This is a genomic window from Mycobacterium sp. UNC410CL29Cvi84, from assembly GCF_000686745.1.
In the GTDB taxonomy this organism is placed as follows: Bacteria; Actinomycetota; Actinomycetes; order Mycobacteriales; family Mycobacteriaceae; genus Mycobacterium; species Mycobacterium mucogenicum_B.
Genome location: NZ_KK366011.1, coordinates 385,072 through 399,793, shown reverse-complemented (window position 1 = coordinate 399,793; position 14,722 = coordinate 385,072). Strand labels below are relative to the sequence as shown.

Annotated in this window: 15 protein-coding genes; 7 read left to right on the top strand and 8 right to left on the bottom strand. The window is 69.1% G+C overall.

From position 1 onward, the window contains the following. Positions 1 to 75: 75 nt before the first annotated feature. Together BR47_RS0129055 and mshB are read right to left on the bottom strand one after the other, a co-directional pair. Complete coding sequence (locus BR47_RS0129055; protein WP_081633287.1) at positions 76 to 528, bottom strand: hypothetical protein; 453 nt, start codon at positions 526 to 528, stop codon at positions 76 to 78. A 90-nt stretch (positions 529 to 618) separates the two neighbouring features. Continuing rightward, complete coding sequence (gene mshB, locus BR47_RS0129045) at positions 619 to 1,497, bottom strand: N-acetyl-1-D-myo-inositol-2-amino-2-deoxy-alpha-D-glucopyranoside deacetylase (protein WP_029121623.1); 879 nt, start codon at positions 1,495 to 1,497, stop codon at positions 619 to 621. Between the two features lie 28 nt (positions 1,498 to 1,525). On the opposite strand from mshB, the gene BR47_RS0129040 reads away from it, so the two are divergent. Further along, positions 1,526 to 2,824 (top strand): chloride channel protein, encoded by a 1,299-nt coding sequence (locus BR47_RS0129040; RefSeq protein WP_029121622.1) that lies wholly within the window; start codon positions 1,526 to 1,528, stop codon positions 2,822 to 2,824. On the opposite strand, the gene BR47_RS0129035 is transcribed toward BR47_RS0129040, so the two are convergent. Then, positions 2,811 to 4,733 carry an ABC transporter family substrate-binding protein gene (locus BR47_RS0129035; RefSeq protein ID WP_090562620.1) on the bottom strand — a complete coding sequence of 641 codons (1,923 nt, stop codon included), beginning with the start codon at positions 4,731 to 4,733 and terminating at the stop codon, positions 2,811 to 2,813. The two genes, BR47_RS0129040 and BR47_RS0129035, sit on opposite strands and share 14 nt — an antisense overlap. A gap of 64 nt (positions 4,734 to 4,797) precedes the next feature. Between BR47_RS0129035 and BR47_RS31795 the strand changes: the two genes are divergently transcribed. Further along, the gene (locus BR47_RS31795; RefSeq protein ID WP_051635073.1) at positions 4,798 to 5,685 is read left to right on the top strand and encodes a hypothetical protein; all 888 of its coding nucleotides are present in this window, start codon (positions 4,798 to 4,800) and stop codon (positions 5,683 to 5,685) included. Positions 5,686 to 5,731: 46 nt separating this feature from the next. Here the strand turns inward: BR47_RS31795 and typA are convergent, their stop codons facing one another. Further along, positions 5,732 to 7,636 carry a translational GTPase TypA gene (gene typA, locus BR47_RS0129025; protein ID WP_020099310.1) on the bottom strand — a complete coding sequence of 635 codons (1,905 nt, stop codon included), beginning with the start codon at positions 7,634 to 7,636 and terminating at the stop codon, positions 5,732 to 5,734. A 68-nt stretch (positions 7,637 to 7,704) separates the two neighbouring features. Between typA and BR47_RS33410 the strand changes: the two genes are divergently transcribed. Beyond that, a complete protein-coding gene (locus BR47_RS33410; protein ID WP_020099309.1) occupies positions 7,705 to 7,872 on the top strand; it encodes a hypothetical protein in 168 nt (55 codons plus the stop codon). A 93-nt stretch (positions 7,873 to 7,965) separates the two neighbouring features. Next, positions 7,966 to 8,238: a hypothetical protein gene (locus BR47_RS0129015; protein WP_020099308.1), complete on the top strand. Its 273-nt coding sequence runs from the start codon at positions 7,966 to 7,968 to the stop codon at positions 8,236 to 8,238. Here BR47_RS0129015 and BR47_RS0129010 read toward each other — a convergent pair. After that, the gene (locus BR47_RS0129010) at positions 8,232 to 8,630 is read right to left on the bottom strand and encodes a (deoxy)nucleoside triphosphate pyrophosphohydrolase (protein ID WP_231506801.1); all 399 of its coding nucleotides are present in this window, start codon (positions 8,628 to 8,630) and stop codon (positions 8,232 to 8,234) included. The two genes, BR47_RS0129015 and BR47_RS0129010, sit on opposite strands and share 7 nt — an antisense overlap. A 52-nt stretch (positions 8,631 to 8,682) precedes the next feature. Continuing rightward, on the bottom strand, positions 8,683 to 9,570 hold the full coding sequence (locus tag BR47_RS31790) for a hypothetical protein (RefSeq protein ID WP_020099306.1): 888 nt from the start codon (positions 9,568 to 9,570) through the stop codon (positions 8,683 to 8,685). A gap of 196 nt (positions 9,571 to 9,766) precedes the next feature. Here BR47_RS31790 and BR47_RS0129000 point away from each other — a divergent pair, with 196 nt between their 5' ends. Next, positions 9,767 to 10,042, top strand: a complete 276-nt coding sequence (locus BR47_RS0129000) for a 4a-hydroxytetrahydrobiopterin dehydratase (protein ID WP_020099305.1) — start codon at positions 9,767 to 9,769, stop codon at positions 10,040 to 10,042. Here BR47_RS0129000 and BR47_RS0128995 read toward each other — a convergent pair. Further along, positions 10,023 to 11,156, bottom strand: coding sequence for a mannosyltransferase (locus tag BR47_RS0128995; RefSeq protein ID WP_036427990.1), 1,134 nt, complete (start codon positions 11,154 to 11,156; stop codon positions 10,023 to 10,025). The two genes, BR47_RS0129000 and BR47_RS0128995, sit on opposite strands and share 20 nt — an antisense overlap. Positions 11,157 to 11,340: 184 nt before the next feature. Here BR47_RS0128995 and BR47_RS0128990 point away from each other — a divergent pair, with 184 nt between their 5' ends. Beyond that, positions 11,341 to 12,126, top strand: a complete 786-nt coding sequence (locus BR47_RS0128990; RefSeq protein WP_353583010.1) for a hypothetical protein — start codon at positions 11,341 to 11,343, stop codon at positions 12,124 to 12,126. 45 nt (positions 12,127 to 12,171) lie between these two features. Then, positions 12,172 to 13,200: an Rv1157c family protein gene (locus BR47_RS0128985; protein ID WP_029121618.1), complete on the top strand. Its 1,029-nt coding sequence runs from the start codon at positions 12,172 to 12,174 to the stop codon at positions 13,198 to 13,200. Here BR47_RS0128985 and BR47_RS0128980 read toward each other — a convergent pair whose 3' ends face one another. Further along, positions 13,201 to 14,625 (bottom strand): CYTH and CHAD domain-containing protein, encoded by a 1,425-nt coding sequence (locus tag BR47_RS0128980; RefSeq protein ID WP_029121617.1) that lies wholly within the window; start codon positions 14,623 to 14,625, stop codon positions 13,201 to 13,203. Positions 14,626 to 14,722 lie beyond the last annotated feature (97 nt).

Sequence of the window (14,722 nt, the reverse complement as noted above, 5' to 3'; positions counted from 1 at the left end):
CAGGAGTCGTCAACTTTCCTTGACGTCAAGGAAAGTTGACGACTCCGGACGCGAGTTGTGCAGAGAGCCCGGGCGCTAATCCGGCAATGCGGCGCGCCGCTGGGCATTTCGCCACAACACCACGCCGGGCGGCGTCGCACCGAGCAGCAAGAAGATCAACGGTGAGGCCTGCATGATTCCGCGGCCGCCGAACACCACGTCATCGCCGGGCCCACCGAGCAGCAGAAGCACGACCGTCGACAACCAGGCCCACATCGGGAGCGCGGCCAGGCGCGGACGGGACGTCCACTGCAGGCCGGCCCAGACCAGGGCCGCGTTAACGAGACCACTGAGCAGGCCACTGATCGGGAACGGCACGGGGCCGAGATAGAGCGGCAGGAACAGTGCGCCGGCAATGGCGGACAAGACGCCGTCGAGCGCCAGCACACCGAGCATCAACGAACGCGCCCGACCGGAGTCGGCGCGCACCGGGACAGACGTCAGGTCGGGATGCTGTCGAGCAGCGAAACCAGCGAACCGACGACCCACTGATAGTTGTCGCCGAGGCCCTGCAGGTGCTGCAAGTTGGGGTCCAGATCCGAGTCCATGGCGGCTACCCTACTCCCCCGCTTCCCGGTGTCACGCCAGGTTTATCCCGCTGAGTAGGTCAGTTTCCACACCACGGTCGTCACGCTCGCCTGGCTTGCCGTCGACCAACACGTAGTGCTCGACGGCGCTGATCGGCAGCGCGATGTTGTTGGACAGGGCAAAGACCCGGCCGGTCGGCTCGACCGTCACCTGCGTCTCATGGGCGCGCATGGCGGCGACCTTGGCCGGCAGGCTGTCCTGCGCGTCGATGATGGCGTCGATGCGGTGGCCGAGGTCGAAGGGCAGCGCGGTGGCCGGGATCCGCACCCAGCTCTCGGGCAGCTCGATGCCGTTGAGCGATTCGAGGGCTTCGGCCATCGACTCGCCGTCCATCACGGTCCAGTAGAACTTCGGGACCTGCCACGGCTCGCCCGGATGACCGTCGCCCGCCGACGCGGCGACCGCGGCCGTCGTCACCCGGTGCGCCTGGATGTGGTCGGGATGCCCGTACCCGCCGTTGGGGTCGTAGGTGACGACGACGTGCGGGCGGAAGTCCCGCAGCACCGCCACCAGTTCGGCGACGGCCTCGTCCATGTCGGCGTCGGCGAACCGCTGGCGGTGCCGTGCCGGGCTGCCTTCCATGCCGGAGTCGCGCCAACGCCCGGCGCCGCCCAGATACCGCGGCCGGTCGACGCCCAATTCCCGCAGCGCCGAGGTCAATTCGCCGATGCGGTAGCCACCGAGCTGGTCGGCTCCGTCGACCGCCAGCTGCGCCCACTGCGAACCGATGACCTCACCCTCTTCGCCCAGGGTGCACGTGAGCACCCGTACGTCGGCGCCGCGGGCCGCGTAGTGCGCGATGGTCGCTCCGGTAGTCAGTGTCTCGTCATCCGGATGGGCATGGACGAACAGCAGCCGTGGGGTCTCCATATCCCCCAGGCTGGCATACATTCACCGGGTGACGCGACGTGCACTGGAGTTCGGCAGTGCGGTGCTGCTCACCGGCCTGCTCGCCGGAGTCGCCGGGGCACTGACGGTCTCACTGCTGCACGCCGTCGAACATCTCGCCTACCACTATTCGTACGGCCTCCTGCTCGACGGCATCGGCGCCAGTTCGCCGGTTCGGCGCGCGCTGGCACCGGCGATCGGCGGGGCGCTCGCGGGGCTCGGCTGGTGGATCCTGCGGCGCCGCAGCGGGACTCCGTCGTTGTCGGCGACCATCGCCGGCACGAAGCCGATGCAGCATCTACCGATGGCGGCCGACGCGGCGCTGCAGGCACTGGCCGTCGGCACGGGTGCCTCGCTCGGCCGGGAGACGGCGCCGCGCCAATTGGCCGCGGTGCTCAGCAGCTACGGGACGACGTGGCTCGGGCGGCTCACGTCGTCGACGCTCGGGACGTTGACGGCCCGCGACCGCGAGATTCTGCTGTCGTGCGCCGCGGGCGCCGGCCTGGGCGCGGTGTACAGCGTGCCGCTGGGCGGGGCGTTCTTCGCGGCGCGCGTCATGATGGGCACCTGGCATCCCAAGGTCATCGGCACGGCGCTCATCACGTCGAGCCTGGCGGTCGCGGTGTCGCACCCCGTCACGCATTTCGAGCGCGATCTCATCTGGCCGGATCCGGCACTGTCGTACCAATTCGCCATGCTGGCGCTGGCCATCGCACCGCTTGCGGTGGTGATCGGCCTGGTCTTCAACAAGCTGATGGCAGTCGCTGGGCCCAAGCCACAGCTGACGTCCTGGGTGCTCATCCCGGGCGTCGCCCTGGCCGGGCTGGTGACCGGCATCTGCTCGATCTACCGGCCCGAGCTGCCCGGCAACGGCCGCAGCGTGCTGATCGTCAGCGTCGACGCGCAACTGAGCCTCGCCGCCGCCGCGGTACTCCTGATACTCAAGCCATTGCTCACCGCGCTGTATCTGCGGGTCGGCGCCGTCGGCGGCCTGATCACCCCTGCGCTGGCCACCGGCGCGGCCGCGGGCACCGTCGCGACGTTCGCGCTCAACGGCCTGGCCGATACGCACCTGCACGTACCCGCGGTGGCCCTGACATGTGCGGCGGGCGTCCTCGCCATCACGCAGCGCGCGCCGGCGTTCGCGGCGTTGTTCGTCTGGGAACTGGCGCATCCGCCGATCTGGCTGCTGCTGGTCTTCGCGGTGGCCGCGTACTCGTCGCACGGCATCCGGCTGCTGCGGGAACAGTCAGCCAAGCGGGCGGCCGCTACTGCGGCGCCGGCTCACGAACCGCTCAGGGGACCTTGACCCACTTGCCGGCGTCGCCCACGATCCCGACCGGGACGGCGCCGGTGAGGCTGACGTTCTGCACCGTCGGCCCGGCCGCGACAATTGTGGTGTCCTGCAGGATCGGCAGCACCGTCTCCATCGCCCAGAGCTTGGGCTCCAACTCGTTCAGCACGTCACCGATCTTCTCGGTGCCGGCCAGCGCCGCATCGATCCGCGGCTGGATCGCGTGGTCGCAGATGCCCGTCAAGTTACTGGGCGCCTGCACCAGCTGATCTCCGCCGAGCGGCTTGGGCAGCGGGAGGGTCGGCGCCGTCGACGTCACCGTCGGTGTCGACGGCTGCGGCACCGCGGTTTTCGAGGTCGACGTCGACGTCGGCTGCTGAGTCGGCTGCTGGGTCGATGCCGGCGGCGTCGCGGTGGACACGGCCGTCGCGTCCAATCCCGGGCAGCCGTAGCGCGACGCCAGCACGGTCGCCAGGTCGCCGCCGGCATGGCGCCAGCCGACGATCGCGTCGACGCGCTCCAGACCGTCGGCGTACAGGGCCACGGGATCCATGGCCAGCACGGTGGCCTCGATGCCGACGCTGCGCAGTTGGTCAGCGGCGGTGTTGGCCACCGCGACCGACGTCGGGTCGTTGGCGGCGACGCCGATCGCCAGCCCCAGCGGCTTACCGTCCTTGACCAGCCGATCGTGGCCCGGTGGCGGTGGCATGCCGGGCGGCGACGGTGGCGCGACGTCGGGCTCGATGTTGTACCCGGCACGCACCAACAGGTCCATCGCGGCGTTGCGGTCCAGGGCCGGTGGCGCCGTCGGCACGTAGCCCGGGTCCGACGGTGTCCGGATCTGCGCCTGCGCCAGCGTCACGGTGTTGTCGCTGCCCGCGCCGACGGCGGCCAGCAGGCCGACGTCGAGGAGGCCCAGCAGTGCCTTGCGGACCTGGACGTCGGTCAGCGCGGGACGCTGCGCGCGCAGCGTCAGCTGCATGACCCGCGGGGTGACGATGCGTGCGGTCCGCACGCCCGGGATCGCCGCGAGTTGCGCGAACGTCGCCTGCCCACCGTGCACCTGGGCCACCTGGGTGTCCCGGTTGCGGATCGAATCAGCAAGGGCCGCAGGCGATCCCCCGCGCCGGAACAGCACCTGGTCGGGAACCGACGGCACGCTCCAGTACCGGTCGTTGCGCGCCAGCAGGATTTCGTCGCGCTGCGGGTCGATGCTCTCGACGCGGAACTGACCGCCGGTCACCGGCATGGCCCGCGCGAGGCCCGCACCGAAACCGCCCGGCACGTCCTTGACGATGTGCGCCGGCAGGATGTTGTTGAACAACTCCCGCCAGGCCGGGTAGGGCTTGGCGAACGTCACCACGGCCGTCTTACCGCCGTCGACCGACTGGACACCGGTCACCAGGTCGTAGCCGGCCGGGTCGACGACGCCGGGCTGACTGACCATCTGGCGCCACTGGTACCAGTAGTCGTCGGCGGCGATCGGCGCGTTGTCGGTCCACTGCGCCTCGGGACGGATCTTGTACGTGACGGTGAACGGGTTCTGATTGGTCACGTCGGCCGACAACAGCAACGACGGGTCCAGCTCCCAGCGCGAGCCCGACGGCGCCGCCGGATCGGCGATGGGCCGGAACGAGCTCGGCAGGACCAGCGCCGAGATGGCCGCGTTGACCGGCGACTGGTCGGACTGCAGATGCGGGTTGAACCCGGGGCCGATCCAGTCGATGGCCATGATGATCTGGCTCATCTTCGGTGGCGGCGGGACGACGGTCTTGGTCGTCTCGGTGCTGCGCGGCGCCGGCGGCGGGCTGACGGTGCAGCCCGCGAGCGCCAGAACCGACACCAGTGCGCCTGTCGTCATCAGCTGGCGGCGGGCGGTCGGCACGAGAGTCAGGGTATCGGCACCGTGAGCCCGAACCACCATCCGAGGCCACCGATGCAAATCCCCGTCGCTCCGCTCGCCCCTGATGTGGTCCACAATCTCCGGTATGGGCCTACTGCCGAAGCCGTACACCCCACTGTCCGACGCCGACGTCGCCGACGCGCTGAGCCGCGCCGTCGCCGTCATCAACCCCTTGCTCAATGTGCTGTCACAAGCCGACCCGATCGGGCTGCGTAAGCGCACCCACCGCCTGCTGCGTCCGCCGCGCGGGGTGGGTGACCTGGTCCGTCGGCTGCGGGTGGGGCACCGTCGCGCCGAGGCCGGTCGCAGCCCCAGCACCACGGACCGCGCGTTGAACGCGGGCGCCCATCTGCTGAACGCCGCCGACCTGCCCGGCACCGCCGCGTGGGAGCGGCTGAGCCGCGACGAGCGCATCCATTGGTGGGTGCACCGCGTCGGTGCGCTGAACACACTGCTGGTGGCCACACCGGGCGCCTTCGGTTGGCTGGCCCGCGTGCTGCCGGTGAGCGAGTTGGCCGGGTTCATCAACGACGCCATCGTGTTGTGCGCGGTGGCCCGCGAATACGGCGTCACCGATCGGCGTGAGCAGGTGCGGCTGCTGGCCGCGGTGTTGTGCGGGCGGCAGCTACCCGCTGACTTCGATGTGCCGCAGCCGCCGGAACCGGACCCGCTTCCCGAAACCCCACCGGACGGCTGGAAGCCCCTGGAGGCCATCACGTCGTCGCTGCCGGTCGTTGTCGTCAAGACCGTCTGGCAGCTGGCCGGCATCCTGCGCGCGACGTTCGACGAGATCGCCAAGCGGCCACAGCCGACGAAGTGGTGGCAGCGCTTGAGCGCGCTGCCGTGGGTCGGCGCGGTGTCGACGTACTTCGGTGAGCGCGGCGCGCTGATCAAGGCGGCCGAGGATGGCGTCGCCTGGCTGGACCAAAACCAGAAAAAGGCCTGGGGGCACCACCCGCTTGCGGGGGACTAGCACTCCGCGAAAACGCGTGCGCCAACCGGCCTTTCGGCTTGGATCGTTAGTTGCGGGCCTTCTCGCGGGCCTTGGCGCGAGCGCGCAGGCTGGCGGTCAGCTCGACCTTGCGCACGCGCACGACCTCGGGCGTGACCTCGACGCACTCGTCCTCGGCGCAGAACTCCATGGCCTGCTCCAGGCCGAGCTCCAGCGGGCGCGCCAGCGTCTCCATGACGTCGGCGGTCGAGCTGCGCATGTTCGTCAGCTTCTTCTCGCGGGTGACGTTGATGTCGAGGTCCTCGGCACGCGGGTTGATGCCCACGACCTGGCCCTCGTAGGTGTCCTGGCCCGGCTCGACGAAGAACTGACCACGGTCGGCCAGCTGGATCATCGCGAACGGGGTCACCGAGCCGCTGCGGTCGGAGACCAGCGAACCGGTGTGGCGGGCGCGGATCTCGCCGGCCCACGGGCGGTAGCCGTCGAACACGGCGTTGGCGATGCCGGTGCCGCGTGTCAGGGTCAGGAAGTCGGTGCGGAAGCCGATCAGGCCACGCGACGGCACGATGAAGTCCATGCGGACCCAGCCGGCGGCGTGGTTCGTCATCTCTTCCATGCGGCCCTTGCGGGCGGCCATCAGCTGGGTGATGGCGCCGACGAACTCGTCGGGACAGTCGATGGTCATGGCTTCGAACGGCTCGTGCAACTTGCCGTCGATCTGCCGGGTGACCACCTGCGGCTTGCCGACGGTCATCTCGAAGCCTTCGCGGCGCATCTGCTCGACGAGCACGGCCAGCGCCAGCTCACCACGGCCCTGGACCTCCCAGGCGTCCGGGCGGCCGATGTCGACAACGCGGATCGAGACGTTACCGATGAGCTCGGAATCCAAGCGGGACTTGACCATTCGCGCCGTCAGCTTGTGACCGGAGACCTTGCCGGCCAGCGGCGAGCTGTTGGTGCCGATGGTCACCGAGATGGCCGGCTCGTCGACGGTGATACGCGGCAGGGCGTGCGCGTGATCGGGGTCGGCGAGGGTGTCGCCGATCATGATCTCCGGCATACCCGCGACAGCGACGATGTCGCCGGCGACGGCTTCGGTGGTCGGGGTGCGCTCGACGCCGACGGTGACGAGCAGCTCGGTGATCTTGCCGGTGGTGATGACGGGCGCGCCGTCGACCTCACGCATCCAGGCCACCTGCTGGCCCTTCTTGAGCTTGCCGTTGTAAATCCGGACGAGCGCCAGACGGCCGAGGAAGGCCGACGCGTCGAGGTTGGTGACCAGGGCCTGCAGCGGGGCGTCCGGGTTGCCCTTGGGCGCCGGGATGTGCTCGAGCAGCACGTCGAACAGCGGGTCCAGGTTCTCGCTGTCGGGCACCTCGCCGTTGGCGGGCTGGACGGTCGAGGCCACGCCGGCGCGACCCGAGGCGTACAGGGTCGGCAGGTCCAGGGCCTTCTCGGCCGCGGCCTGGGCTTCTTCGTCCAGGTCGGAGGCGACGTCGAGCAGCAGGTCGTGGCTCTCCTCGACGACCTCGGCGATACGGGCGTCAGGCCGGTCGGTCTTGTTCACCACGAGGATGACGGGCAGGTGCGCGGCCAGTGCCTTGCGCAGCACGAAGCGGGTCTGCGGCAGCGGGCCCTCGGAGGCGTCGACCAGCAGCACGACACCGTCGACCATCGACAGACCGCGCTCGACCTCACCACCGAAGTCGGCGTGGCCGGGGGTGTCGATCACGTTGATGACCGTCACGGTGCCGTCGGCGTTGTGCCGGTGCACCGCGGTGTTCTTGGCCAGGATCGTGATGCCCTTTTCCTTCTCCAGGTCACCCGAGTCCATGATGCGTTCGGTGGAGTCGTCACCCCGGTCCAGGGCTCCGGACTGCCGCAGCATGGCGTCGACGAGGGTCGTCTTGCCGTGGTCGACGTGTGCGACGATGGCGACATTTCTGAATCCGGCACTGGCCTGCTCACTCACGCCCAAGATTGTCGCAGCGAGGGGGTCGGTTTGCGAAACCGCGAACGGCCTGGCAAAACTGCTAATCGATGAAGGCCAGCAAGCTCGCCGGGGCTAAACCGAAGAAGAAGTGCTGCCGCAGCAAGCCCCGGTGCAAGCGGTGTCCGCTGGTGTTGCACAAGGTCCAGAAGGCGGCGCACCACGGGGTTCACGGCAAGGATCTCGAGAAGGTTTACAAGCGCGCCCGCAAGGCTTGAGATATAGGTATTGACCTGCCTCGATGCCGGTTTCGCGAGTACCGTGGAAACGTCTCGTCAGTTCGGGGAAACCAGCGCGAGGAGGTCGCCGTCATGACCATCTACGAAGTGTTGACCGGAGTCATCGGGTTCGTGCTGGCGCTCGGCGCAACAGCCGCGATATTCGCCGGATTGGCCAATTGGGCGGGCGGATTCTTCGTGGTGAGGTGTGCTGCGTGTCACCATTTGGCGTTCTCCACGGTGAACAAGCCGAAGACCGACTGCCCGCATTGCAAGTACCCCGCGCTGCTGCACCCGCTGTACACCGCGCAGCACGGCACGGCGATGGCGTCGACGCGCGTCGTCGGCGACAAGCTGCACTACTGAGTCAGCGCGTCCTTCAGCTCCGCGAGCCAGGCGCGGTCCGCCGGCACCCAGGGCAGGTCTTCCAGGTCGGCTGCGCCCACCCAGCGCACGGCGTGGTGATCGTGGGCGTGGGGCGCGTCGTCGGTCGACACCCGATACGCCCGCAATGTGACGGTGTCGGACAACGGCACGTCCTCGCCCAGCTTCTCCCCGACGGCCACGGTGACGCCCAGCTCCTCGTGGAGTTCACGGACCAGCGCCTGCGCGTCGGTCTCCCCCGGCGCGACCTTCCCACCCGGCAGCTCCCAGAGGCCGGCAAGTTCCGGCGGCCGATTGCGCTGAGCGACCAGCAGTCTGGCGTCGGCGATGAGGGCTCCGGCGACGACGATCACGGCTCTGAACCTACTTGCCACCCGGCTTGCTACGTCGAGTGTGTGGACTACCGCGCCAACCATCCGCGTGTCGTCACCACCTAGCGCCACGTTCGGCGCCGCGATTCAGCGGAAGTCGACGGCGCGCGATTCGAACCGCATCGTTGACGCGCCACGCCACCATCCGTGGGTCGCGCATCATTGCTGCGGTCACCCACACATTGCGCCACCCGATTCGTTCCAGGTTCTCCGTGTACTCGAACTGCCACGATCGTCGTTCCAAGGTCCAGTCGAGATCCTCATCGCACTGGACGACCACCTGCCACTGTCGCCATCCCATGTGAGCTCGGGTGAACACCGGCCCGAGCTCGTCACCCACCAGAATTTGGGTTTCCAGGGGCGGCAGATTTGCTTTCGCCAACAGCGTGCGGACGCGCGACTGAAGCGCAGTCTCGGCGCCGCCGTCGGCAAGACCGACCGTGCCTCCCAGCCGTCGGACGCCACGCAGGCCGGGATGGGCAGCCGCAATATCCCAGACCTCCGATGTCTCCAACACCGTCGATCGGATCAGTGCATCGAGAATCGGAACCGCTTCCGGCGCCGGCAACAGCCGGCCTAGATCGAAGGCAGTACGCGCCGGTGTCGTGACAAGCATGCCGCGTACCGTGCAAACTTCTTGCGGCGCAAGGTCATACGAATGGACGACCATGCCCGATGGGCAGTGTCGATCGTTGCGCACGACGACGGCAGGAAGGTCTGGGTCAAGCCATTCGGCGCGATGCACCGCCGCCGCGGAGACACCGGCCAGGACCACGTCGGGTCCGACTGCCAGCCACGCGGCCCGCGCCTTGAGCGCAGCGGTCATCACCGTGTCGTTGGCGACATACACATCGCGAAACACCGGACGGAAGTAGTTGCGGAGTCGATGTTCGGTGAGCACGCCGGCGCGCAGCGCATCCGATCCGCGGAAAGGCTCGTCCATACCGCCACTTTGGAAGTCGGCACCGACAGAAATGCCGACGCGAACGCGGTTATCCACACGCAGATCGACAGACAGGTGTGGGCTGCCGGTCCGGCCGCACGTCGAGTGTGACGGCTACCGAGATGACGCGCCGAGGTCCACCACCGGTAGCCCGCACTCTCGGCGTAGGGGCGTGGGCCGGAGTACGTTCGAAACCATGGCCGTCCTCACCGATGAACAAGTAGACGCCGCACTGCCCGAAGGTTGGGAACGCGCCGACGGCGCACTACACAGGTCCGTGAAGTTCCCGGCGTTCCTCGACGGCATCGATGCCGTCCGCCGGGTGGCGATCCACGCGGAAGCCAAGGACCATCATCCGGACATCGACATCCGTTGGCGGACAGTGACTTTCACGCTGGTCACGCATTCCGAAGGTGGCATCACCGACAAGGACGTGGAGATGGCCACGGACATCAACGGACTCGTCGTCTAGCCATCCACGCGAGCGTCACCACCGTCATCACCGGGTAGATCAGCCCCGCCCACGCCAGGTACCACGGACGGCTGATCACCCAGATCGTCGGCTGCGCGAAACTCAGCAGCCACGGCACGCCGACGAGCAGCAGCACCAGCCAGGTCCAGCGCAAGACCCGCGCGGAAGCGAGCGCCGCGAACGGCCCGTGCCACAGCCACATCATCAGCGGGATCAGCCACACCCAGTGGTGGGTCCACGAGATCGGCGAGAAAAGCAGTCCGAACAACTGCACGACGAGCAGCGCACCCAGTCGGTCGGGCCGGTCGGGACCGTAGACGGCGCGCCAGGCGAACACCGCCAGCACGGCCGTCAGCACCACCGCGATCAGCACCGCGGGCTCGAAACCGGCGTCGTGGCCGACGATTCGTGAGATCGCGCCGCGCCAGGACTGGTTGAACGACGTCGCGACGGGACCGATCCGGTTGGCGTCGCCGAGCAGGTCGGTGAAGTAGTAGAGCGCCTGACCACGCAGTACCAGCCACGACACCAGCACAGTGCCGGCGAAGGTGACGGCCGCGAACACCGCAGCACCCCACCGGCGGACGCCCAGGAAATAGAGCCCCGTCACCGCGGGTGTCAGCTTCACCCCGGCGGCCAGACCGACCAGCAGACCGGACCACCACCAGCGGGTGCTGTAGACCGCGTAGAGAACGCCCAGTACGAGGATGACGTTGATCTGCCCGTAGTCGAACGTGCTGCGCAGCGGCTCGGTCCAGATGCCGACGGCCGTCCACGCCATGGCCAGCCGATGCGCGGGATCAGCAGAACCGATGAGCCGCAAGCTGATCCACACCACGCCGTAGAGCGCGCCGATGATGCCGACCTGCCAGCAGAACGCCAGCAAACCGAACGGCACGAAGTGCAGCGGATAGAACAGCACCGCCGCGAACGGCGGATAGGTGAACGGCAGCGGGAAGTCGGGCGTCTGGTCGGCGTAGACGTAGTCGTACAGCGGGTGGCCACTGCCGAGCGTCGCCGCGCCGCCGACGTACACGTGGAGGTCGACGAAGTTGGCTCCGTTGGGCACCAGGTAGGTCCAAGCGAAGCGCGCAGCGACGCTGAGCGCCAGCATCAGCGGCGCCCAGCGGAGAACTGATCGCGTGGCGGTGTTTATCGCATGACTGTAACGGTCGGTCACCCTTCGCCTTCCGATCAGTAACGGATCTATAAATGCCACACGTGTCACTTGAGTAACACCAGTAACTGAATAGCTTCGGTGATGACGCGCCACGACTTGGACCGGGAGGACCCCCAAAATGCGCACACGCACCACTGGAAAATTGCTGGCCACCAGCATGATTGCCGCCGCCGGAGCAGTGCCGGTGGCGATCGCGCTGAGCGCGGTCGCCGCCGCCGACCCGGCCCCCGCGGCCCCGGCCCCCGTCGTGCCCGGCACGCCGCTGGTCAACGAACTCGCCCAGGCTCCGGTCCAGGCGCTGTCGGGTGTCACCCAGGCCCTGACCTCGGGCGCGCCGGCCGCCGCACCGGCCGCTCCCGCCGCCACCGCGTCGGTGACCCTGCCCCAGAACCTGGTCCCCGGCGCCACCGCACCGGCGGCCGCTGCCCCGGCTGCCGCTGCTGCGCCGGCTCCGGCCCAGGGCCTGATCCCGTCGGCCAACATCAACCTGCCGCAGATTCCGGGCTCGCCCGTGCCGCTGCCGAAGCAGGTCGCCTTCCCCGGTGACCTGACCTCGCTGCTGCCGGCCGGTACCCCGCTGGCGAACCTGCTGCCGCAGCCCGCTGCTGCCGCCGCGCCGGCTGCGACCGCCGCAACCGCTGCGACCTCGCCGCTGACTGCACCGCTCGCCGCCGCGACCGCACCGCTGGCTGCCGCTGCTCCGGCCGCTGCCGCACCGCTGGCCGCCGCCACGGCTCCGCTCGCCGCTCCGTTGGCTGCCGCTCCGGCTGCGGCGTCGCCGCTCGCCACCGCACCCGCCGCGGTGGCGGCTGCCGCACCGGCAGCACAGGCCATCCCGGGCGTCGTGCCGGGACTCATGAGCCTGACCAGCCTCGCGCCGGTCATCACCTCCGGCTTGCCGTGATCCGCGCCGTAACCAGATAACCGATACGAAACCGGGGAGAGAGTCATGCAATCGAGGAAGCTGTTCGTCGCACTCGGCGCGTCCGTCGCACTCACGATCAGCGCGGCCACCGTCGCGCACGCTGATCCAGCGTCGCCACTGCCGTTGCCGCTGCCCATCGATGGCCTTCAGGCTCCTGGCCTGCCGGCCATGCAGACTCTCGCCCCGGTGATCCAGCAGGCCGCCGCTGACCCGGCGGGCGCCGCGGAGCTGCTCATGGCAGCAGCCCGGGCATTCGCCGGGAACAAGGCGGCACCGTCGGATTCGAAGAATCTGGCCAACGCCGTGAACCAGTTCGCCGCCGACCCGGCCGCGAACCACGTGCCGGCTCCCGGCGCGGTGCCGGGCGCCGAGGCCCACCTGCCCGCGGGCGTCGACCCGGTGCACGCCGTCGGCCCGGTGGCCGAGGCCGCACCGGCACCGGCCCCCGAAGCCGCACCCGCACCTGCGCCCGCCGCAGCCCCTGCTCCGGCGCCCGCTCCGGCACCCGCGCCGGCTCCGGCTCCGGCCCCTGAAGCCGTGCCGGCCGCCGCTCCGGTCACCCAGGCCGCCGCGACGGTCCCGGCTCCCGACGCCGCCCCGGCTGCGGCGCCGGCGCCCGCGCCGGCCGGCGCGTTCGGCCCGGGCACGCCCATCACGCAGGACTTCATGTACCCGTCGATCAGCAACGGCTGCGGCGCCGACGGCGGCAACATCCTGGCGACGGCCATCAGCGTCGCCGGTCCCGCGAAGATTCCGACCCCGGGCCCCGGCCCCGGCCAGACCGCCTACGTGTTCACCGCGGTGGGCACGCCCGGCCCCGCCGCCGAGCAGAAGCTGCCGCTGAACGTCACCTGGGTCAACCTGACCACCGGCAAGTCGGGCAGTGCGACCCTCAAGCCGCAGGCCGACATCAACCCGCAGGGCCCGACGACGCTGACCGCCATCGTCGACACCGGCTCGGGCAGCATCATGTCGACCATCTTCGGTCAGGTGACGACGACCGAGAAGCAGTGCCAGTTCATGCCCACCATCGGTTCGTCGGTGGTGCCGTAATCACAACATCTCTCGCGCCTGCTGTCGGCACGCGTCAGCTACCCGCTGTTCGCGGCCGTACAGCAGGCCGAAGGTGAAGCCGTTCTCGCCGGCCGTCGTGCCACTCGCCAGCGCCAAGCGGCGCAACAGGGCAGATGCGACCACGGTGTCCTGATGATCGCCCAGGACCGACTGAAACTGCTTGTAGTGCTTGACCGTTCGCTTCGTCTGCTTGGCGCCGCCGACATCCCGGCATAGCTCCGCGGCATACCGGGCGCGTTTGGCGGCCTTGCGGGCACGATGCAACAGTGCGGAGTCAAAATCATCGCCACCGAGCGCTGCGACGAGCCGTCGATCGGCTTTCCGCTGGGCCTTACGTGCCCGCTTGACGAGTTCGCCGATGCGCGTCTCGAGATCCACCGGCGGCGCAGTGCGCCATGACCGCAGCACCGTCATCATCGCCCGGTACCGCGGCGAGTCCATGGCCTCGGTGACGCGCACACGGGCGGGCAACTCGATCGCTTGCAACTCATTGCGAATGCGCGCCCGGACCGGACCCAGGACCAATTCCTCGGGCAACTCGTCGAGCGCTTCGGTGAATCTGCGCTGTTGCACCTGACAGTCGCGGACCTCGCCGAGCAGCCCGGCGAACCATCGCAGGTCCTCGTCGAGCTGCTCGACGGAGGTCTGATCCAGCAGCTTGCCGAACACCCGCAGCGTGCTCCGCAGCCGCCGGATCGCCACCCGCGTGTCGTGGATGGGATCCTGCCCACGCCGTAATTCGATGTCGCCCAACACGATCTGGTCGATCTGGGCGTCGAGGTAGCGGAGCAATGCGCGCGCCGCGGGCGACACGCGCTCGACGGACCGGATCTGCGGCAGGACGTGGGCGAGCTTCGACGGAAAGCGCGACGGCCGGGCGCCCGCGGCCTTCAGACGGCGGATGAGGCGCTTCGGAATCGACGGGGTGTGCGGCCCGAGTTCAACCTCGACCTCGCGCCAAGCGAGCAGCCGCTCGTTCGCCGATGCGCGCACCGAGTCGTCGGCAATTTCGGCATAGAGTTCGCCGGATCCGGGCTCGGCCAGCCGGTACCGATCTCGGACGGTGTGGATCGTGGCGATGCTCGCCAGTTGCTTGCCGAGGCTGATGCCACTGAGGAGTTCGGCGGCCGCATCGGGCAATTTCTCCGTGGACGTCCAGTGCAGTTCGACGCGCCCATCGGCCGCCGGGACCTTCAGCTGCCACCCCGTGTCAGCGTCGCCGGAGCGGCGACGCAACTGGACGCGGTGCGCGAGTAGGTCACGGTCGCTGGTGTCGTAGTAGTCGCTGGTGAGGTCGACGGTGTCGTGCTCGATGTCAGCGTCGGCGACGATGCCGCGTAGATCGGGCAACCGAAACCGGTCATCGACGTCCCACTTGCCTTCGCGTTCCAGAACCTCGTGCATACCCAGGGGCATAGCCGCGTACTCGGGCGATCAAACCAGCCGTGGCGTCGGGACGATACCGCGGTCAACCAGCCCACGGCATCGTCCCGACATGGCA